Source organism: Magnetococcus sp. PR-3, assembly GCF_036689865.1.
GTDB lineage: Bacteria > Pseudomonadota > Magnetococcia > Magnetococcales > Magnetococcaceae > Magnetococcus.
Map to the genome: position 1 here is coordinate 76,401 of NZ_JBAHUQ010000005.1, position 22,129 is coordinate 98,529.

The 22,129-nt window shown below is 51.7% G+C and carries 14 protein-coding genes; 6 read left to right on the plus strand and 8 right to left on the minus strand.

Annotation, left to right across the window (positions count from 1 at the left end; all coding sequences use genetic code 11):
- Positions 1-4: 4 nt before the first annotated feature.
- From V5T57_RS05290 to scpA, 3 genes are all read right to left on the minus strand, one after another.
- Positions 5-1,549, minus strand: a complete 1,545-nt coding sequence (locus V5T57_RS05290) for an acyl-CoA carboxylase subunit beta (protein ID WP_332890124.1) — start codon at positions 1,547-1,549, stop codon at positions 5-7.
- Positions 1,550-1,722: 173 nt separating this feature from the next.
- Positions 1,723-2,709 (minus strand): methylmalonyl Co-A mutase-associated GTPase MeaB, encoded by a 987-nt coding sequence (gene meaB, locus V5T57_RS05295; RefSeq protein ID WP_332890125.1) that lies wholly within the window; start codon positions 2,707-2,709, stop codon positions 1,723-1,725.
- A 9-nt stretch (positions 2,710-2,718) separates the two neighbouring features.
- Entirely contained in the window at positions 2,719-4,863 is a 2,145-nt protein-coding gene (gene scpA / locus V5T57_RS05300) for a methylmalonyl-CoA mutase (RefSeq protein ID WP_332890126.1), read from the minus strand.
- A 717-nt stretch (positions 4,864-5,580) separates the two neighbouring features.
- On the opposite strand from scpA, the gene V5T57_RS05305 reads away from it, so the two are divergent.
- The gene (locus V5T57_RS05305; protein WP_332890127.1) at positions 5,581-6,726 is read left to right on the plus strand and encodes a glycosyltransferase family 4 protein; all 1,146 of its coding nucleotides are present in this window, start codon (positions 5,581-5,583) and stop codon (positions 6,724-6,726) included.
- Positions 6,727-6,939: 213 nt separating this feature from the next.
- Here the strand turns inward: V5T57_RS05305 and V5T57_RS05310 are convergent, their stop codons facing one another.
- Both V5T57_RS05310 and V5T57_RS05315 read right to left on the minus strand, forming a co-directional pair.
- Complete coding sequence (locus V5T57_RS05310; protein ID WP_332890128.1) at positions 6,940-7,824, minus strand: hypothetical protein; 885 nt, start codon at positions 7,822-7,824, stop codon at positions 6,940-6,942.
- Positions 7,825-8,356: 532 nt separating this feature from the next.
- Complete coding sequence (locus V5T57_RS05315; RefSeq protein ID WP_332890129.1) at positions 8,357-11,701, minus strand: transglutaminase family protein; 3,345 nt, start codon at positions 11,699-11,701, stop codon at positions 8,357-8,359.
- A 172-nt stretch (positions 11,702-11,873) separates the two neighbouring features.
- On the opposite strand from V5T57_RS05315, the gene V5T57_RS05320 reads away from it, so the two are divergent.
- Genes V5T57_RS05320 through V5T57_RS05335 form a run of 4 tightly spaced genes read left to right on the plus strand, consistent with a single transcriptional unit; the run spans position 11,874 to position 16,693 of the window.
- Entirely contained in the window at positions 11,874-14,402 is a 2,529-nt protein-coding gene (locus V5T57_RS05320) for a circularly permuted type 2 ATP-grasp protein (protein ID WP_332890130.1), read from the plus strand.
- On the plus strand, positions 14,402-15,295 hold the full coding sequence (locus V5T57_RS05325; RefSeq protein WP_332890131.1) for a transglutaminase family protein: 894 nt from the start codon (positions 14,402-14,404) through the stop codon (positions 15,293-15,295). The genes V5T57_RS05320 and V5T57_RS05325 overlap by 1 nt, the downstream gene beginning before the upstream one ends.
- A gap of 42 nt (positions 15,296-15,337) precedes the next feature.
- Entirely contained in the window at positions 15,338-16,018 is a 681-nt protein-coding gene (locus V5T57_RS05330; RefSeq protein WP_332890132.1) for a glycosyltransferase, read from the plus strand.
- A gap of 3 nt (positions 16,019-16,021) precedes the next feature.
- The gene (locus V5T57_RS05335; protein WP_332890133.1) at positions 16,022-16,693 is read left to right on the plus strand and encodes a class I SAM-dependent methyltransferase; all 672 of its coding nucleotides are present in this window, start codon (positions 16,022-16,024) and stop codon (positions 16,691-16,693) included.
- A gap of 4 nt (positions 16,694-16,697) precedes the next feature.
- Here the strand turns inward: V5T57_RS05335 and V5T57_RS05340 are convergent, their stop codons facing one another.
- The 3 genes from V5T57_RS05340 to V5T57_RS05350 all read right to left on the minus strand — a co-directional run bounded on the left by V5T57_RS05340 (position 16,698) and on the right by V5T57_RS05350 (position 20,186).
- Positions 16,698-17,594, minus strand: a complete 897-nt coding sequence (locus V5T57_RS05340) for a radical SAM protein (RefSeq protein WP_332890134.1) — start codon at positions 17,592-17,594, stop codon at positions 16,698-16,700.
- Between the two features lie 148 nt (positions 17,595-17,742).
- Complete coding sequence (locus tag V5T57_RS05345; protein WP_332890135.1) at positions 17,743-18,732, minus strand: alpha-E domain-containing protein; 990 nt, start codon at positions 18,730-18,732, stop codon at positions 17,743-17,745.
- Positions 18,732-20,186: a circularly permuted type 2 ATP-grasp protein gene (locus V5T57_RS05350; RefSeq protein WP_332890136.1), complete on the minus strand. Its 1,455-nt coding sequence runs from the start codon at positions 20,184-20,186 to the stop codon at positions 18,732-18,734. Before V5T57_RS05350 ends, V5T57_RS05345 begins: the two co-directional genes overlap by 1 nt.
- Before the next feature lie 910 nt (positions 20,187-21,096).
- Here V5T57_RS05350 and V5T57_RS05355 point away from each other — a divergent pair.
- Positions 21,097-22,059, plus strand: a complete 963-nt coding sequence (locus V5T57_RS05355) for a hemerythrin domain-containing protein (RefSeq protein WP_332890137.1) — start codon at positions 21,097-21,099, stop codon at positions 22,057-22,059.
- Positions 22,060-22,129: the final 70 nt, after the last annotated feature.

The window sequence follows — 22,129 nt, forward strand, 5'->3', positions numbered from 1 at the left end:
CTCCTTACAGGGGCATGTTGGCGTGTTTTTTCCAAGGATTTTCGACATTCTTGTCCTGCATCAGACGCAGGCCCCGAATCACCCGATATCGGGTGTTGTGAGGCATGATGACATCATCGATAAAGCCCTTGTTGGCAGCAATGAAGGGATTGGCGAACTTTTCGGTATACTCGTCCGTCTTTTCCTTCAGCTTGGCCTCTGGATCCTCTGCATCTTTGATCTCGTTACGGAAGATGATTTCCGATGCACCCTTGGGTCCCATCACCGCAATCTCTGCATTGGGCCATGCATAATTTAGATCACCACGTAGATGCTTAGATGCCATCACGTCATAAGCGCCACCGTAGGCTTTACGGGTAATGACGGTAATCTTGGGTACGGTACACTCCGCATAGGCATAGAGCAGTTTTGCCCCATGTTTAATAATACCGCCCAGCTCTTGTTGGGTACCGGGCAGGAAGCCAGGAACATCCACAAAGGTGACAATGGGAATATTAAAGCAGTCACAAAAGCGTACAAAGCGCGCAGCTTTAATGGCGGAGTTGATGTCCAGGCAGCCGGCCAGTACCAGAGGTTGGTTGGCGACAATACCGACAGAACGACCTTCCATACGGCCAAAGCCGATGATGATGTTCTTGGCATAGCCCTCCTGCACCTCCATAAAGTCGTTGTTATCGACAACCTTCTCGATCAACTCCTTCATGTCATAGGGTTTGGTGGCATCGTTGGGTACCAGATAGTCCAGGGTCTCATCCTGTCGTTGCGCTGGATCCTTGGTCTCAACGATGGGGGCTTCTTCGGTATTGTTAGAGGGCAAAAAGCCCATCAGGCGGCGTAACTGCTTGAGCATGCCCATATCGTTATCAAAGGCAAAGTCTGCAACACCAGATTTGGTAGAGTGGGTAACGGCTCCACCCAGATCTTCGGCGGTTACCTCTTCATGGGTCACGGTTTTCACCACATCGGGCCCGGTGACGAACATGTAAGAGGTATCTTTGACCATGGCAATAAAGTCAGTCAGGGCTGGGGAGTAGACGGCACCCCCTGCGCAAGGACCCATAATGGCCGAAATTTGTGGAATAACGCCGGAGGCCATCACATTCCGTTGGAACACTTCCGCATAACCAGCCAAAGATCCCACACCTTCGTGAATACGTGCCCCGCCAGAATCGTTCAAGCCAATGACCGGTGCGCCAACCTTCATCGCCATATCCATGATTTTACAAATCTTGGTGGCATTGGCTTCAGAAAGTGAACCACCGAACACGGTGAAGTCCTGAGAGAAGACAAAGATCGGACGACCATTAATGGTGCCATGCCCTGTAACAACACCGTCACCAGAGATCTGTTTGTCTTCCATACCAAAGTCGGTACAGTTATGGGTGACAAACATATCCAGCTCTTCAAAGGAGCCTTCGTCCATCAATACTTCAATACGTTCACGGGCGGTAAGTTTACCCCGTGCGTGTTGGCTATCAATACGTTTCTGACCACCACCAAGGCGGGCTTGGCTGCGCAGATCGTCAAGTTTTTGAATAATTTCCTGCATGGCGAGGATATCTCCCGTAGGAAAATGGGGGCTTTTGCCCAGGTTTTGTTATCACGTGTATGTACGTTTTGCCCCTTATCTCATCTCACGCAGGTAGCCTTGGGAGAAAGATAAGCGTGCTGGGGTTGAGACCATTGGCTCACACCCCATTTAATGTTCCTACCTCTAAGAGCTTAGGGTGCTTTTGTAAAACGATCCAACAGCTCTTCAGCGGCGCCAACCGCGGTGGTTTTGCCAGCTACAACATCAGATTCTAAATGCGTAAGAATCTCTTGTACCTCAGGGTGGGCCATAAACCGCTGTTTCAAACCATCCTGTACCAGATCCCACATCCATGCTTTTGATTGCTCTTGGCGCTTGTGGGTTAAGGCTCCAGACTCTTTCATGGTTGTTTGAAAGCGGGACAATAGCGCCCACACATCATCCAAACCGCTCTGTTCAAAGGCACTCATGGTGGTGACTTCAGGATCCCAACCAATAGAACCCCCATGCAACAGCTTTAGGGCAGAGCGAACCCCCGCAGCGGTCTGTTGGGCTGCATCAACAAAAGCACCATCACATTTGTTGACCAACACCACATCGGCCAACTCCATGATGCCCCGTTTCATCCCCTGCAGCTCATCCCCTGCATTGGGTAAAGCGACCAAAGCGAATAGGTCAACCATGCCCGCAACGAGGGTCTCACTCTGTCCTACACCGACGGTTTCAATGAGTATGATATCAAAACCTGCGGCCTCTAGAATTAACTGAGACTCCCGTGTACGACGCGCCACCCCTCCTAAACTACGCCCTGCAGGTGAAGGGCGAATAAAGGCCTGTTTGGCCCCGGTTAGCTGTGCCATCCGGGTTTTATCACCCAAAATGGAACCCCCACTCCGGCTGGATGATGGATCAACCGCCAACACCCCAACCTTGAGCCCTTGTTCAATGAGGTAAAGGCCGAATACTTCAATAAAGGTGCTCTTTCCCGCACCGGGCGGGCCACTAATGCCCACCCGCAAAGCCCCACCTGTATGGGGCATCAGCCGGGTGAGTAGGGCACGTCCTAATTCGGCATCCTGGGGGCGGGCGCTCTCTACCAGCGTAATCGCCTTGGCCACCATACGCCGGTTGCCATCCAGCACACCTGCAACGAACTCATGGATTGTATGCCGAGCCATGGATATGTCTTAACCCCGAGCGGCGCGAATAGCTTTCAGGACGCGTCCGGCAGCATCCACAACAGAGGTGCCAGGGCCAAAGATCTCCGCAACGCCTGCGGCCTTAAGCTTTTCATAATCCTGTTCAGGGATGACACCACCGGCCACCACCAAAACATCTTCCGCTTGTTCTGCTTTCAATGCGCTAACCAGAGCGGGAATTAAGGTGTGGTGAGCACCAGCCAGGGTTGAGACACCCAGTACATGGACATCGTTTTCAACCGCTTGCTGCGCTGCCTCCTCCGGTGTTTGGAACAAGGGGCCTAAATCCACATCAAAGCCTAAATCTGCAAAGGCACTGGCAATCACCTTGGCACCACGGTCGTGGCCATCTTGCCCCATTTTTACCACCAGCAGGCGGGGGCGTCGGCCCTCTTCCTCCGTAAAGGCATCGATATCTTTACGCAGGGCAATCCACGTTTCATCTTCTTCCCACACTTTGCCATATACCCCTGTGGTTGCCTGACCTTTATCCTTAAAGCGGCCATAGACCTTCTCCATCGCCATGGTGATCTCTCCACCGGTGGCGCGGGCTTCGGTTGCTTCAATGGATAGAGCCAGGAGGTTGCCTTCACCCGATTCGGCAGCTTGGGTAATGCGACCCAGAATATCCGCGACCTTGGCGTCATCTCTGCTGGCCTTGATCTTGGCCAAACGTTCCAGTTGTGATTTACGCACCGCTTCGTTATCCACCACCAAAACATCCACAGGATCTTCTTCAGGTGGGCGGTATTTGTTGACCCCTACAATGACATCCAGGCCTTTATCAATACGGGCTTGACGTTCAGCAGCAGAGGCTTCAATACGGCGGCTGGGCAAGCCGGCGGCAATGGCTTTGACCATGCCACCTTTCTCTTCCACTTCTTCAAAGATCTCCCACGCTTTGTCGGCCAGCTCTTTGGTGAGAGATTCCATCATGTAGGAGCCAGCCCAAGGATCAACCACATTGGTAATGTGGGTCTCTTCCTGCAAAATCAGCTGGGTGTTCCGCGCAATACGGGCAGAAAAGTCGGTGGGTAGAGCCATGGCCTCATCCAGGGCATTGGTATGCAGCGACTGGGTACCCCCAAAAACAGCGGCCATGGCCTCAATGGTGGTACGAACCACGTTATTATACGGATCTTGACTGGTCAGCGACCAACCGGAGGTCTGGCAATGGGTGCGCAGCATGGAAGAGCGGGGGTTGGAAGGGGAGAATCCTTCCATAATGCGGGTCCACAGCAGGCGGGCCGCGCGTAACTTGGCCACCTCCATATAGAAGTTCATGCCAATACCAAAGAAGAACGACAGACGAGGTGCAAAGTCATCGACCGACAAACCTCGAGAGATGGCCGTTTCCACATAGGCTTTACCATCCGCCAAGGTATAGGCCAGCTCCAGGGCGGCATCGGCACCAGCCTCTTGAATATGGTAACCAGAGATGGAGATGGTATTAAACTTGGGCATATGCTCTGAGGCATAACCAATGATATCCCCAATAATGCGCATGGAGGGCTCAGGGGGGTAAATATAGGTATTGCGGACCATGAACTCTTTGAGAATATCGTTCTGAATGGTGCCGCTCAGTTTATCTGCCGAAACCCCTTGCTCACGGGCTGCCACCACATAGCCAGCCAAAATGGGCAAAACAGCGCCGTTCATGGTCATGGAGACCGATACTTTATCCAGTGGAATATCATCAAAGAGGATTTTCATATCCTCAACACTGTCAATGGCCACGCCAGCTTTACCTACATCCCCTACCACACGGGGGTGGTCAGAGTCATAACCACGGTGTGTGGCCAGATCAAAGGCCACAGAGACCCCTTGACCACCCGCAGCGAGTGCGCGCTTGTAAAAGGCGTTGGACTCCTCCGCAGTGGAAAAACCGGCATATTGTCGGATGGTCCAGGGACGGCTGGCATACATGGTGGGGTAGGGGCCCCGGGTATAGGGTTCCATACCGGGCATACTATCAGCCTGCCACGTATCACCAGGGATGTCCGCTGCGGTATAAAGAGACTTAACCTCAATACCTTCTGCGCTTTGCCAGTTTAGGTTTTCCAGGGGTTTGCCCTTTAAACTTTTACTTGCCAGTGCTTGCCAATCCGCGACCGTGGGCTTGCTGTCAGCCATGTACTATCCCCCTTGTTAATGCTACTTACTGGTGTGGTTTTTACAGACCTTAATGGTCTGGTTGCCTTAGGCAAATATTCCACACGACCAGAGTCGTAAAGCCGTATGGGCCTTCCCATTTTCTGGTTTAACTTACATTTGTATGATCATCTATCCAATCACCATATATGAAACGATTGGAATTAATCAATACCCTGATTTTACACTATTTTTAAGGCTTATATCGGGTGTTGACGTATGTGATATTGATCGAGTTTTATATACCTGAAATAAACTGTGTTTTGCTTTGCATAATGTGTATGAAAGATGTGATGATTTTGATAATCATCGGATTTTATGCGCTGCAAAAACCTGGATGATTATTTAGTGAATGAATGTATGGCAAAGGCTATTTTAGAGAAAAAATGAGATGATTTTTTTTCACTTTTTTTCCTCTTAATCTCCTGAAATGTCCGATACCGCACTCTTTTTCACCCTTTTGCCCCATGTTGGGTAGAGGGTATTTTTATAGGATATATAAAAGCGTGTATAAGCGCCTTCCTCATCACCCTGAAAAATGGGTACAGAAATGGTCCAGTTGGTAAGGGTGTGGATATGGGATGAAGTGATATAAAAAGGGTCTGTCATGGTATGAAGACTTGGGTCACCCCCTTCCCTTGGTTATGCTGTCGGTAGCCCATGAAGGGGTGAGATCAGGATTACCGAATTGGAACACACATGCGTCTTTCGTTTCTTTGTCATGAATTCCCCCCAACAGGCGGTGGCGCGGCCTCTGCATTGGATCATTTTACCCGCGTTTTGGCCACAAGGGGCCACCAGGTACAGATCCTAACCATTGGGTTGGGTGGTCAAACCCAACGTGAGGCCCTGCATGATCGGCAAGTTATCCGCTATGGCGTGGGGCGCAAAAACCTGCTTTCGCCAACGGTTTGGGAGCTGCTGCGTTCCTACTGGGCATTACGTTTTCGTAGTTCAAAAGATCTTAAAGCCTTTAAGCCAGACTGCTCCGTAGCTTTTTTCGCCTTCCCCGCTGGGCATGCCATACTTAAACAGCGTCGGGCCATCACGGGCCCCATTGCAGTCTCTATCCGTGGTTCGGACATTCCTGGTTTTTCCAAAAAACGGTGGGGGCTATTCCAGATGTTACAACCCTGGCTGACCCATCCGGTGTTACGGGGTTCGGATCGAATTTTTGCCAATGGTGAGACCTTGGCCGGTTTAACCCGTGCCTTTGAACCGGATGTGGAAGTGATGAGTATTCCCAACGGTGTTGATACCACACTCTTTCATCCTGCGCCTGGCATGGTGGGGGCGCACGGGGGCCCATTAAAGGTATTATCTGTCGGGCAATTAATCGCCCGTAAACGGGTGACGCAGCTGTTGGAAGGGGCGGCCCATGTGGCTAAGCAAGGGCGCAAGTTGGAGATCACTATTGCAGGGTCAGGGCCGTTGGAGCAGGCGCTGAAAGCACAAGCGGCACAGCTGCCGGAAGCGATTAAAGTCTATTTTTCCGGGCATACCAGTCGTGAGGCCATGCCACAGCTCTATCGGGAACATGATCTGCTGGTGCATCTATCGGGGGCAGAAGGGGTCTCTAATGTAGCGCTGGAGGCTTTAGCCAGTGGCCTACCCATGATTGCCACCCCGGAAGCTTTGGGGCCAGAGTTTATGGATGGAGAGGGAACCTTGGTGGTGGAGAACCCCACTGGTTCTGCCATAGGGGATGCCCTGTTGGTGCTGGATGGTGATCATCACAAACTGGCCCACATGCATTCAGCAGCCCGTCAACAGGCCGAGAGCTTTGACTGGAACCGTGCCTGTGGTCTGTTTGAAGCACAGATGAGCCGTATGTGGTTGGCCTAAGCTGTGTAAGCGATGGTCTGTGGGGGGAGAGGTTCAGAGCGTAGGGAGATCCCTGGTTTTACCCCAAAGAGGTCTTGGATCCAGGCTATAGATGATGGCTCAGGCTTGATCGGTCAGCCCGTTTAAAGCCAAGAGTATCAAGCCATGCGCTAAGCATGACATATGAAGGTGTGAATAGGGTGCACCCCATGGGTGCACCCTATGCTTTGACCGTTAGGATCCGCTGGCGACCTTGGTCAAGGTTTCAGCAATGGCATCGGGTGCGCTGGAGATTTCCATAAAGGTTCCCATCCCTAGGTCTGGAAAGCTTTGGGCGATGCGAAACTTACCATGCAGCATCAGTACTTTTCCGCCACTGACCAAAATATCATAAGGAAGGTGAGCGGTATGTTTCATCTCACCTTTATCAATGATCTTCATAATCGCTTGGTCTGCAGCCTCACCTTGCTTGCAGGCCACCCCAAACAGGCTCTCTTCTTTGCCGGGAATATCAATACGGTAGATTTTAGCGGTCCCACCCATGCCTTTGAGTAGACCAGCCTCTACAGCCGCTAAAGCGGAGGCATGATCACCATGTTCTGCCAGCTCCACTTGATCGGTAAAATCAGGCATAAAGATCATATATTGATACTTGCGCAGACGATCTTTTTCGATACCAGTAGCCGAACCAAAGCTGTTCTGGTTGCCTAAAGCTGCCGTGAGTCGGTTAAGCAATGGGATCCCATCACTCTCCAGCCGGTAGATGTGTGACATCCAGCGGGGGTCGGTATAGGCAATTTGTACGGTACCGTTAACAGCTGTCACGGATATCCGTGTGGCCACACCAAAGCCACCCTGTTCACTTTTTGTAGCCAGCGCTTTTTGCTCACGGCTGGTGGCGATAAGTACCTTCGCTTCCTTATGCACTTGGTAGTGGCCGGCAATCTCAAAACCTGCCGCCGTCAATCGGCTACTCACCTGTTTAATCCCATCATCCACACTCTGCGTTGGAATGTTGGCTAGAATATAGGGAAAATACATCTCAGCGTGTGCTTTGGGGCTGGCTATAAAAGTGGTGAAACAGAGCGCAAACAACAGGGACCACAAGCGGTTTTGCATGCTAATCTCCATGAGAATGGTGTTTTTTATGGGCAATTCCTTGATACGGACCTGTAGAAAATAAAGCAACCAGAATATATGCATGGCGGCATGTGCTCTGAATGATGAGATGAAAGAATGAGAGAATAGGTGGGGCAGAAAAATAGAATAATCTGATAATACAAAGATATGGGTCGTAGGTGCGGGAAGATTCTTTAGGGTCATGTTCCGCTGTAGGGTCGATACCCTATAGTCAAGGATGATGGCAGGTTTTGTAGAGTTTAAGCGCAGACGTATGGAGGTTTGGGCCCTGTTTCTGAATCTTCAGCCAAGGGTTGAGCGGCTTGGTGTTGGTCGAACCCTAAAGCACAATCCCATGATCAAAGCGAAGGGGTCTTATCCCGTCTCAGGTAACCGTAGCCTGCGGCTTTTCTCATGGCTGAAGACACTGTGTAGGGTTTGGCTCTATGGGTGTAAAACCCTTGGTGGGGGCCGGGCTTTGGCAAAAAAAAAGGGTGGGCTCTGTGCCCACCCTTTGCTGTCTGTATACCTTTTAACCCCAGCGTCTTAGATCCAGAGTATGGGGGAACTCGCCACTACGTTCTGGCAGAGGCGGTGTGGGTTTAAGGTCCTTGCTGCCTTCAGGCACAAACTTACCAGGGCCAGCTGGCGTTGGTGTGGGGGTAAAGGCGCCAATGGTATGCCCATGATCCCAGAACTGGCTAATACGGCGAGACTCAGCCTCATACGCATTAACGGGGAAGGTGGGGTAGTTGCGCCCACCGGGGTGGCCTTCATGATAGGTACACCCCCCTAAAGAGCGGCCATTGCGTAGATCCACAATATCGATCACCAGCGGCGCATGCACACCGACCAGAGGGTGCATGGCTGACCAGGGTTGCCATGCCTTATAACGAACACCCGCGACATATTCACCATTAATACCGGTACTATGTAAGGGGAGACGGTGACCATTGCAGACCACAGTGTACTGGTCGGGGCGTAGGCCATTGACTTTGATCTGCATGCGTTGGAGTGAGGAGTCGACAAAACGGGTTGTGCCGCTCTGTCCTGCCTCTTCGCCCAGTACATGCCATGGCTCCAACGCGGTGCGCATCTCCAGATAGATATCACCGACCTGAATTTCACCCGTTTTCGGGAAACGGAACTCAAAGAAGGGCTCCAGCCACTCCATTTTGAAAGGAAAACCTTCACGGTTTAGATCTTCAACCACCTCTTGCATATCGCTGTGTACGTAGTGACCCATTAAAAAACGGTCGTGTAGATCGGTACCCCAACGGATGAGGGGGTGCTGATAGGGTGATTTCCACATCCGTGCAATGATGGTACGTAACAACAACATCTGCACCAAAGACATACGGGCGTGGGGTGGCATTTCAAATGCCCGTAACTCCAAGAGGCCTAAACGTCCGGTTGGTCCATCGGGGGAGTAGAGTTTATCAATACAGAACTCTGTGCGGTGGGTGTTGCCAGTCATATCCACCAAAATATTGCGCAGCAGACGGTCCACAATCCACGGTTGCACAATCTCGCCTGCGGGGAACTGGTTTAAGGCTAACTCCAGCTCATACAGGGCATCATCTCGTCCTTCATCCACCCGTGGGGCCTGGGAGGTGGGGCCAATAAACAGACCAGAGAAGAGATAGCTTAAACCAGGATGGTGCTGCCAGTAGGTAATCAGGCTGGCTAACAGATCCGGGCGGCGCAACATGGGGCTGTCGGCGGGTGTCAGGCCACCAAGGGTGACGTGGTTACCACCACCGGTACCGTTGTGGCGGCCATCGAGCATGAACTTTTCCGTGCCCAGACGGGACTGGTGGGCCAGTTCATAGAGAGCTTCAGTGCTCTCAACCATATCCTTCCAGTTGGCGGCAGGATGAATGTTGACCTCAATCACCCCAGGATCCGGGGTGACATAGAACTTTTTAAGTCGGGGATCTTCGGGTGGGGAGTAGCCCTCAATCAGAATACACACCCCTAACGCTTCAGCTGTGGCCTCAATGACAGAGGTGAGAGCGAGGAACCCTTCAATATGGGTAATGGGGGGTAAGAAGATATAGAGTTTACCCTCCCGTGCCTCCACGCAAAGTGCGGTCTGCATGCCCGTTTCGGCTTCAGGGTGGGGGGGGATAAGCTCTTTCTTCTTCTTCTTTTTGGTGCTGGGGCTGGCCTTTTTAACCAGCTTTTTATACTTCGGTAGTTTCCCCAGGGTATCAAAAGGATCCTGTTCGGCCTGTAGGGGGCGTTCAGACTCAGGCACATGGAACAGGCTATCTAAAGGTAGGCGCAGACCCATGCTAGAGTTACCTGGCACCAGGAACAGACGGTCACGACGGAAGGACCATTTACAACTATCCCAACAGTTATCGTAGGGGTTCCAGGCCAGGGGCAGGGCATAGCCAGAAGGGCTCTTTAAACCTTGGTTTAACACCTCGGCCATTTTTTTGCGTTCCATGCCATCTTCCAGATCAAACTCAAAAGGATCTAGATTGACCGGCAAGTTGGCCTCTGACCAGACATAGTAGAAGGGGTCTTCATAGCCGGTACTGACAAATTTACCCAGATGACCTAAGCGACGGGCCAGTTCACCCATAAATGCTTCTGCTTCATCCGGGCCATAATCATAATCCACCGTGGGAAAGCCCAGTAGATTAGGGTCCGTCCACAAGGGCTGACCATCTGCCCGCCAGTAGCAGCCATAGCGCCAACGGGGAATGGGCTCTCCAGGGTACCACTTGCCTTGGCCAAAATGGTAAACCCCACCAGGGGCATATTGGCTGCGCATGCGCTTAAGCAGATCTACGGCCCGTTCACGCTTGTGGGGGCCATCTGCCGCTTCTGTCCACTCTTCAGACTCAAAATCATCCACCGATACAAAGGTGGGTTCTCCCCCCATGGTCAGGCGTACATCACCCTCTTCCAAGACTTCATCCACCTTGTCACCTAAGGTTAGGATCTCAGTCCACTGTTGGTCGTCATAGGGTTTGGTGACCCGGGGATCTTCATGAATACGTACCACCGAGTTGTCATATTCAAAGGTGGTTTCGCACTTATCCGTTGCACCGGTTACCGGGGCGGCTGACGCAGGGATGGGGGTACAGGCCAGGGGAATATGCCCCTCACCGGCAAAGAGACCAGAGGTTGGGTCCAGCCCAACCCAGCCAGCACCTGGAATGTAGACTTCGCACCAAGCATGGAGATCGGTAAAATCCTCCTTGGGGCCAGAGGGACCGTCCAGGCTTTTGACATCCGGGGTAAGCTGGACCAGATAACCAGAGACAAACCGTGCAGCTAAGCCTAAGCGGCGCAGGGCCTGTACCAGTAGCCAGCCTGTATCCCGGCAGGATCCCGTACCCCGTTTAAAGGTCTGTTCACAGGTTTGAACACCCGGTTCCATGCGGATGGTATAGCCAATGTCCTGGTTAAGCTTGGCGTTGATATCCACCAGAAAATCTACGGTTCCTTCACGACCTTCAAAATCCTTTAGCCACTTCTTTAAAGAGGCGCTCTTCTCATCGGTTTTCAGATAGGGTGCCAAATCCTTGCGCAGCGCTTTTTCATAGGTAAAGGGAAAGGTCTTGGCGCTATCTTCCAAGAAGAACTCAAAAGGGTTGATGGTGACCATTTCTGCCACCACCTCGACATCCACTGTCAGGTGGTCTGTCATCTCCTGAAACACCAAGCGGGCCAGATAGTTACCAAAAGGATCCTGTTGCCAGTTGATAAAATGGTTTTCTGGCGAAATTTTTAAGGAGTACGACTTAATAGGGGTTCGGCTGTGGGGGGCAGGGCGCAGCCGGAACACATGGGGTGAGAGGTTGACCATCCGATCGTAGCAATATTTGGTATGGTGACGAATAGCAACTTGGATGGACATAACCGACTCCTGAATTCGATAAACCCATGGCATTCATTCCCCTAAGGGCATGAATCACGTAGACTGTGCGTTATATGGGCTGGTATAGATACCCCATCCGCCCATGGTACAGGGTGATCACCCTGTTTTCTATGCCTGAATCATCAGAACTATCAAAGATTTGTAGCGTACTATGACGCCTAATTCTATACCACTTGCCTCAGGGACCAATGCTTCGGTCTATGATGAGGCATTTGAACAGCCCGGTCGACCCCGTTCTCATTGGCGGCAATACCTCGACCACCTCTATAGCCGTGGCCCCCAATTGCCTTTGCAGCTGGAGCGTGATGCTGACCGCCTGATGCGAGAACTGGGCGTAACCTATAACCTGCATGGTGGTTCAGGCCGTCGGGGTCAGCCCTGGCCCTTTGACCCCATTCCCCTCATTCTAGACACCAACACTTGGGGGGATCTAGAGCAAGGGGTTATCCAGCGACACCAGCTGCTGAGCTTACTGCATCGGGACCTGCATGGTAAGCAGGATTGTATCCGTCAGGGATTAATTCCAGCTGAGCTGGTTTATGGCAGTGGCTCCTACCTGTTTGCCGCGCATGGTGCCACACCAGATGATATGCCCCCCCTACCGCTCTATGCTGTAGACCTGATGCGGGATCAGGATGGTAGGCATAAGGTGGTGAGTGACCGTACCGCTTCACCATCGGGCCATGGCTATGTCTTACAGAACCGGCGGGTGATGAACCGGCTCTATGCTGATACCGAACAGTTTAACAATGTTCCGGTGCTGTTGCCCTTCTTTAAAAACATGCGCAGCCAATTAGCGGGTTTAACCCCCTATGCCAAACAGGATGCCCATGTTGTTCTGCTCACCTCAGGCCCAGCCAATGAGATCTATGTAGAGCATGCCTTGCTGGCCCATTATTTGGGGCTGATCCTAAGTCAGGGTGATGATCTGACGGTACGTAACGGACGTTTGTGGATTAAATCCCTCAGTGGTCTGCTGCCGGTCGATGTCATTCTCCGTAAAGTGGATGAAGCCTACTGTGACCCCCTGGAGCTTCGGGATGATTCTCTACTGGGGGTGGTGGGTCTGACCCAGGTTGCCCGTTCCGGGCGTTTGGCCCTGGCCAATGCATTGGGTACGGGCATTCTTGAAAATTTGGCCCTGCATGCCTATCTACCACGTCTGGCCCGCTTTTTTCTGGATGAACCGCTCCAGTTGGAGAGTCCTCTTACCCTTTGGATGGGGGATCCCATGCATCGGCAACAGGTGGCGGATGAACCGGATCGCTATGTCATTCTACCCGCTCGCCACGATCCAGGTACCCCTTTAAATGGTTTAAGCCGTGATGAGGCGTTGGAACAGGCCCTGGGGGAAAAACCCCACGCTTTTGTGGCACGTGAGCGGCTCGAGCCATCTCGGACCCCTTCGGTACAGCGGGGGCAGATTACCAGTCAGCCTGTGCAGATACGCCTATATCTCAACAGTAACGGTCAAAATAGTCAGGTTATGCCCGGTGGTTTGGCGCGGGTTTCTCCTCAGGCCGATCGTTTGACCTTCTCACCCCGTCAAGGGGGGCTGAGCAAAGATATTTGGTTGATGCACGATAAAGCCATTGAGGATCGTGGGGGGGTTATTACCGCTACTTCCATCGATCCTGCCCCCATGGTGGGGGTGCCCAGCCGGGTGGCAGAAAATCTTTTTTGGTTGGGGCGCTATGTGGAGCGGGCGGAGAGTGCCATTCGCCTATTCCGTGAGCACCTGATGCTACAGACGCAGGAGACCGGGTTAGGGGTGCGCCAGCGTATTCACTGTCGCAACCGTTTTTTGGTGGCTTTTACCCGTGTTACCGGTACCCGTCCAGGCTTTGATGGGGAGGAGGGGGCTCAAAATCTGGCCAATCCGGCCCCTGAACTCCGTTCGGCATTGCTGGATTCTGACCGGCCTGGATCTTTGGCTTTCTCCCTAAGGGCGATGATTCAAAACGCCTTTTCCGTGCGGGACCGTCTCTCAGCAGATACTTGGCATGTGGTAGATGATATTGCCACGGTGCTAGACCGGTTGCAGCAGGATCCGGATAAGGATCTGCAAAACCTGTTTTGGGAGACCGGGCCCCTGCTCCAAGGCTTAACCGCTTTCTCAGGGTTGATCTGGGAGAATATGTACCGGGATTTAGGTTGGCGTTTTTTGGATATGGGGCGGCGCATGGAGCGTGGGCTCTTTTTAACGCACCTGCTGGAGACCACCTTAGGCGAACATGCGGATGATCCTTTGGAAGGGGCGGTGCTGGAGCGTCTGTTGGCGCTTAATGACTCCTTGGCTGCCTTCCGTATGCGTTATCGTACCCAGCTTGGTATCCCCCAAGTGTTGGAAAAACTGCTGCAGGATGAGACCGATCCGCGCTCCCTGGTCTTCCAGTTGGAGTTGATGGAGAAGCATGCTCGCGCCGTCGCTGCAGGTTCTGATGAGAGTTTTTATAAGACCCACCTTGGCCGTGTGGTCTTTGAAGCACTGGCTGCGGTCCGGTTGGCCACACCTGAGGCCCTGGCTGGGCTGGATGAGTCATCTAACAGCCGAACGGAGTTAATTAACCTGCTGGAGCGAATGAAACAGTTTTTGCCCCTTTTCTCAGAGTCCGCTTCCAACAGCTATTTCCGCCATGGTAGCCCCACCCATTTGCTGTTTAAAACCGGGAGTGCCTGATGGAATATCGTATCAAACACACCACCCGATATAACTATACAGAGCCGGTGACGCTGTGCCACAACCGCGCCATTCTTATGCCGCGGGATGACCAGAGCCAGCAACGTCATGATTTTACCCTCAAGGTGGAGCCTGAACCCTCTTTGATGGAGTCGTATCAAGATGTTTTTGGCAATATGGTGCACTATTTTGAGATCCACGAACCCCATACTGAGCTGGTTATTACCGCCAGTGGGCATTTAACCCGTACCCCACTGCAACTTCCGATGCGCATGGAAGACTCCGTGCCGTGGGAGTCTGTTCGTACCCAATTTGAAGGGGCTGATTATGGGGAAGAGATGGCAGAAGTCGCTATGTACCGGTTGCCTTCTCCCATGATTCCCGTTGTGCCAGCACTCGCCCAACTCACGGACCCCATTTTTACCCCAGGTCGCCCACTGTTAGAGGCTGTTTTGACCTTTACCAAAGCGATCTATACCGACTTCAAATATGATCCTGAGGCAACCAATATTGCCACACCGATCCTGGAGGTGCTGGAGCAACGGGCCGGTGTATGCCAGGATTTTGCCCATATTGCGGTGGGTGCCCTGCGCCAGTTGGGGCTGGCAGCCCGTTACGTTAGTGGGTATTTGGAAACCCAACCCCCGCCGGGTCAAGAGCGTATGGAAGGGGCAGATGCCTCCCATGCTTGGTTTTCCATCTATCTTCCCGGTGTGGGTTGGGTGGACTTTGACCCCACCAATGGCTGTATGCCTGAGTCCCACCATCTGGTGGTCGCGGTTGGTCGGGATTATGCCGATGTACCACCGGTAAAAGGGGTGGTTATGGGGGGGTGGGAGCACTCTTTGGATGTGGCGGTGGATGTCTTGCGGCAGCAGGATAAGGATGTTTAAACGGGTTAACCTTTTGACCCTAAGCGCGATGGCAGTGAAGTGATGGCAAAACTAAAAATAGTGGTCGCTACGCGGGTGAGTGAAGCGGATTTCCATACCCAGACGGCTACCGGTCGTTCGTTGCGGTTTTATAATGACCCTGGTGTGGAGCTGATGCTGTTTCCAGAGAACACACAGGGGCTATCCACGGTCTACAACCGGGCGATCGATGCGTGTAAGGATGATCCTGCCATTTTGGTTTTTGCCCATGATGATCTTCACCTGACCAATTTTTTCTGGCGGCATGAGCTGGACCAAGGGCTACATCACTTTCCTATTGTAGGTATTGTGGGCAATCGACGACGGGTGGCGGGTCAGTCCTCCTGGGCTTTTGTGGATGACCGTTTTACCTGGGATGAAAAACGCCATTTCAGCGGTGTGGTGGGACATGGCCAGCCCTTTACACGACCCTTAAGTGATTTTGGCCCGAGCTGTTGTGAAGTCAAGCTGCTGGATGGCCTCTTTATCGCCGTGCATAGCCAAACACTTTGGCAACACGGTATCCGTTTTGATGAGCAGTTCCAATTCCACTTTTATGATCTGGATTTTTGTCGGCAAGCGGAGCAAAAAGGGGTGAAGATGGGCACCTGGAAGATTGCCATTTTTCATGAAAGCCCCGGTAACTTCAGCTCCGATGGATGGCGACAGGGTTATGCCCAATACATGAATAAGTGGAAAGGATAACCCATGCAGCAGACCCCCATGCATGATCGCCCTAATCCCGATTTGCTGGCGATGATCCCGCCCCATGCCCAACGTATTCTTGAGGTTGGCTGTAGTTCCGGTGCTCTGGCTAAAGCCCATGTGGCCCAACATCCCCAGTGTGATTATGTGGGGTTGGATGTCGACCCAGAGTATGTACAGGTTGCCCAGCAGTTTTGTCGGGAAAGCTATGTGTTGGATATTGAGAAGGCCGATGCCTTTTTTTACAAACACTATGCCGATCGAGAGTGTTGGATTTTTGGGGACGCCCTGGAACATTTGAAAGACCCCTGGGCTGTGCTGCAAAAAATCCGTGGGGTTATACCTCAGCAGGGGTGTGTATTGGCCTGTATCCCCAATGCCCAGCATTGGAGTTTACAGTTAAAACTGGCCACAGGTCAGTTCCACTATCAGCCGCAAGGGTTGTTGGATCGCACCCACCTTCGTTTTTTTACCCGTCAAACCATGGTGGAGATGTTTGAGTCAAGCGGGTTTCAGGTGGCCCAGGTCGTCCCCAGAATTTTTCCAGAACCTCAACGGCAGACCGTCCTGCCTATAATCGGCCAACTGGCTGCATTAACTGGTCAGGATGCCCGCCAAGCCATGGAAGCGGCTACCCCCATGCAGTATATCCTCAAAGCGGTTCCCCAGGTGTAAGGGGTTAACCCTGCGCCTTCAGCTTGGCGGCACCATCCACAAAAAAATGCTCTGAAAAACCGTTATGGAAACAGTTTTTACAGAAGTCATTGTTCAGCCGAACCTGCGCCAGTTGATCCAGATTCTGCACCGATGTGAGTGGATCATCCAAGACCACTTTGGTGGCACAGCAGGTCAATAGGCGCCCATCCACATGGTAAACCAGATCATGCAGTAAACGGCAGCGATTGGGGGTAAGGGATGCCTCAATGGCCTGACGTGCATCCTGTGCAGACTCAAAAATGGGGTCCCAAATAGAGGGGTCCACCAGCTCGGGGGTATCGATCAGGCGCAGAATATCATCAATGGCGGTAATGTAATAACGGGTTGGCACAAAGGAGATCCCACGGGCTTCACAATAGGCGTGAATATCTGGGGCTTCATGGCGGTTAAAACGGTTAACACCAAACAGCCAGATAAACTTGGTTTGACTGCCCATCTTCTGCTTTAAGGTGAGCAGGCGATCCAGGTTTTCCAAGACATCCGCAATCTGCCCCCCCTTATGATAGCGTTCATAGACCTGTTGGGTCAGGCCACTGGCTGAGACAGAGAGAATATCCGCATGCTGCAAAATGGCTTCAAGCACCGGATCTTTGACCTTAATGGTCAGGTTGGATGAGAGCATAACCCGGAGTTTAAAGGATTGAAACAGCTCTAAGAACTGGGGCAGCTCCTTATGCAACAGGGGTTCCCCCCAGTTGAATGGGTTAACCAGTTCAGCGCCCAGCTGTTTGGCATGGGTCAGGATCGTCCGGCAGGTTTCCAGCGTCATGCGTTGACCACTGCCACCGTATACAGAGTGGTAGCAGGATGGACATTTAAGATTGCATTGATCAATGAGATCAAACGTGACTTTTTTCAACAGTTTCTCCAGGGACTGAACGTAGGGTACCCACACTTACCATGAAGGGTCCAACCGGTGAGGTCAAGAGAGGATGGATGTGATACGGAGGGGTGATCATCGAGGATGGTCCGGCACACCAAACATCAGGTGTGCCGGATCGGTCTACCTATTGTATTTTGGTGTGTTTGCCCTGGGGGCTTGCCGTGGGTAGCTCACCTTCCACTTCATGAAAATGGAAGTAGGTGGTAACCACTCGGTCGTGCAGTTCCCCAAGCTTAACCTGAAGATCATCTAGGAAGTCATGCAGACCCTTTTTGGCCAGATGATCGACATCGGCCCGGTAGAGTGCTTTTTCCAGATCACCCAGGATCACTTCAACCTCTTGTCCACGGCCCAGTTTAACCAAGCGATCCCGAACACCATCCAGGCAGTAGCGGAAGGCACGGGGAAAATGCTTATCTTTGAGCACAAAGGCCAAGGTTTGCCCGCCACGAACCCGAGGTTCTACCTGCTTACGGTACATTTGATCACCAGAGAGTGAGCGCAATACCGTGGTCCAGACCGCATGCTCGACAGACACTTCCATCTGCTCACCAAGCACACCGGCCCCCTGCACATCCAAAATACGGGTGGTCATATCGGCCCGTTCGAGCAGCTGACCTAAACGGAACATCTGGTAGGCATCATCCCGGCTCATGGTGGAGATCAGTAAGCCTGACATCTGTAGACAGCTGCCGATAATGCCCTCTAAAAGATCCTGACGACCCGAGCCATGTAGGGCGAAATCAGGCACATGCTCCACACGTCGTCTCAGTGCATTAATCTGCGACCAGGTTTCACGAGGAAAGGCATCCCGTGTAATCCGCAGGTTCTCTTTGGCCATGCGCATGGTGTTGTAGATCGAACCGGGGTTGCGCTGTGATGCGAGTAAAAAATGTACGATCTCGCGCTCTTCAAAGGTGTGGTGATGTTCATTATAGATGGGCAAGCCACCGACAATAAGCAGCAGCTGTTCCCAGTTAACCGGTTGTTTGCCCGGTACCGCCATCAACTCCAGGGTGGCACCACTGGTGGCCATGATCAGACGTGCGGTATCTTCAGCGCGCTCCATATAGCGGCCTAACCAGTAAATATGTTCTGCAACCCGTGCCAGCATTAGGAACGCCTCCCCGCTACAATCCAGGTATCTTTACTTCCCCCGCCCTGGGAGGAGTTGACCACCAATGAACCGCGCTTCAGTGCCACGCGGGTTAACCCCCCGGCAGTGACATACCCTTGTTTGCCCATCAAAATAAAGGGGCGTAGGTCCAGGTGGCGAGGCTCTAACCCCTCTTCAACCAGTGTGGGACAGGTTGAAGGGCTTAAAATGGGCTGGGCAATGTAGTTGCGGGGATCTTCTTCAATCCGTGCGGCATAGGCTTCGCGTTCGGCACGGGTGGCCCGGTTTCCAATCATAATACCGTAACCGCCCGACTCATTGGCGGGTTTGATGACCAGCTTAGCCATGTTTTGGATGACATGTTTACGCTCTTTGGCATCGGTACAGCGGTAGGTGGGCACATTGGGTATTTTGGCATCCTCACCCAGATAGTACTTGATGATCTCTGGCATGTAGGAGTAGACCACTTTGTCGTCGGCCACACCTGTACCCGGTGCATTGGCAATGGCCACATTGCCTTTTAGCCATGCCTGGATAATCCCAGGAATACCCAACAGGGAGTCTGGTATAAAGACCGTGGGGTCCATATACAGGTCATCTACACGACGGTAGATCACATCCACCTGCTCTAGGCCATGAATGGTCTTTTTAAAGACCTTTTCATCATCCACCACCAGATCACCAGACTCTACAAGGTCTACCCCCATCTGTTGCGCCAGATAGGCGTGTTCAAAGTAAGCTGAGTTGTAAATACCTGGGGTCAGCACCACGATGTTGGGTTTTTCTTCTCTGGGGTGCAGAGAGGCGAGTACATCGTACAGTTGTGAAGGGTAGTCATCCACCGGTCGAATACGGTAGCGTTGGAACAGTTCGGGAAAGACCCGCTTGGTCAGCTGCCGGTTCTCCAGCATATAGGAGACGCCAGAGGGCACCCGTAGGTTGTCCTCCAACACATACATCACCCCATCCTTATCTCGGATCAGATCACTGCCGCAGATATGTGCCCATACCCCATAGCGGGGTTTGGCACCCACCAGTGCGGGCAAAAAGTTCTTAGACTTATCCAGCATTTGCCCCGGGAACTTTTTGTCCTTAATGATTTTCTGATCGTTATAGAGATCATCAATAAAGGCGTTGAGGGCATGGCTGCGCTGGATCAAGCCTGCCTCTAGCTGTTGCCACTCGGTATCTGGAATGCAGCGAGGAATGATGTCAAAAGGCCAGGAACGGTCAATATTCTGGCCTTCGGAATAGACCGTGAAGGTGACCCCCAAACTCTCAATGGCCAACTCAGCACCACTTTGCCGGGTTCGTAGTGTCTCCAAGCCCATATCCAGTAGGTGAGGAAGCAGATCACAGCCGTTATTACTCTGGGCGTAGTGAACAAGCTCATCAAACAGTCCTGGTGCTTCATAGTTCAGGACAACTTTGGGCAAATATTTGGCAGCCATAAGACGCCACTTCCCTCTAATAAGCAGGAAAAAGATGAAAACATAGGCGCTGGTGTGGAAAAAGCGCGCACTATGCATGCAAAACGTGCACAAAAGTCGTATTTATGTGCCAACGTAAGGTGTTTATGCCTGATGAGCAAAGCCAAGGCCAAAGTGGCGTGAAACACCCAAGAATATTAGCCTATAACCGTGAGTTTTAGTGAGTCCTTTTTTCCTGCAAAAGAACAAAATGCTTGGGCTGTGCCGATGATTCTAAGATCCCAGACGTGGTGAAAGGTATCGTGCAAATAAAGCCGTTACCTCTAAAAGAGAGACTAGAAGATGATCTCTCACGTGGTTTTTAGATGCACAAAAGCTGGGTAAAGATCCGACCTGTTGGGCGATGATGTTTGATTTTGGTGCATTCAAGACCTATCGCAATGGTGATTGATAAATAGCCTATACCATACCAATGGTAAGTCTGTGGTGAACGCATCTCTGCCAGATCTGTATCGTATCTGCGCCCTACAATGGGATGCCGTCGGAGAGCCTTACCCGTGTAACCTGAGAAAAATCTTCATGCCATGGATGGTGAAGTGACCCTTTTATCAGGGCTGGGCTTAATATTTTTTTGAGCTTGGTTATGAGGAAAAATCTCAATAAGTAAAGCTAGCCAAAGGATAAAAAAGCGCGAGATATTCATGCGCTGGATAAAATAATTCTATCGTACCTCTTATAGCATCTGTTTTTTTACTGACCCTTTCACAATAACGCGCTATCCTAGCGTTATTACATGCAGGTAACCAGTGTAGGATCAATGCCTTAACACATGTATATGTGTGTGTTTGGATTTGCATAAAAAGTTAGGTATAGCACTGTATACTTGTAAGATTTTGTCACCGGTATACCGGTAAAGACGAGAGGATCCATCATGCTACTGTCACAACTGGCGCAAGAGCTGAAATCATTGGTACGCCCAAATATGCGTGTGCTCTACGCCGAGGACCATGGCGAGATGCGTAAAATAGTTACAGAGCAGTTTTTTAAGCCACTGGGGATTCAAGTAAAAGCGTGCAACGATGGTTTTTCAGCCGCCCAGGCTTTTACATCGGGCCATTTTGATATGATGGTGACCGATTTTGATATGCCCAACATGACCGGTACAGAGTTGTATAAACATGTACGCAAAAATAATACGCGTATGCCGGTTATGTTCCTGACCTCTTTGGCCACACTGGAAGTGATCCGGTCCATCAGTGATGAACAGGTATTTGTGCTGCCCAAGCAGGAGTTCAACCGTTTTGTTGATGAATCAAAAAGGGTTGATGCTCAGGAAAAACGTGACAGTGCTAAAAAGACCCTTGTGCAGTTTTTGGAAGCATCCGGGGCTGTAAAGCCTGGTACCATGGGGGGGCAAACCTATAAGCCTGCCCCAACAGCCAAACTGGTCCCTTCTGAAGAGCAGGCACTTAAGAAAGTGGGTGCGTCAGGTCCTTGTGAGTTCCCCATGTTGGGTGTCTCCTTAATCGACCAGCAGCACCGGCAGCTCTTTCAGTTGATGTACGCCCTGCATAACCAGATTGAAGCACGGAACGCCAAGGTGGATCTGATGATCATGGCGCTTAATAATTATGCCAACAAACATCTGGCCGATGAAGAGGCACTGCTGCAGCGCCATGGTTATCCTAAACTGGCCTCACACCAGAAGCTCCATGTCGCCCTAAAAGCTGACCTGAGTGAAAAAGCCAAAGCGGTTAGCTCGGCACCGAGTGAGGATGTGAAGTTTAAGAAAGCCGAAGAGTTACGCGATTTTGTGAAAGATTGGTTGATCAGCCACATTGGACAAGAAGACCGCCAACACTGTGAGTTCCTGCGTAGCAAAGGGGTGGAATAATCTAAAATAAAGCCCAGATTAATCGGCTTTTATGGTGAATCCTGTTTTTATGTTGGTTTTAAGTGCTCAG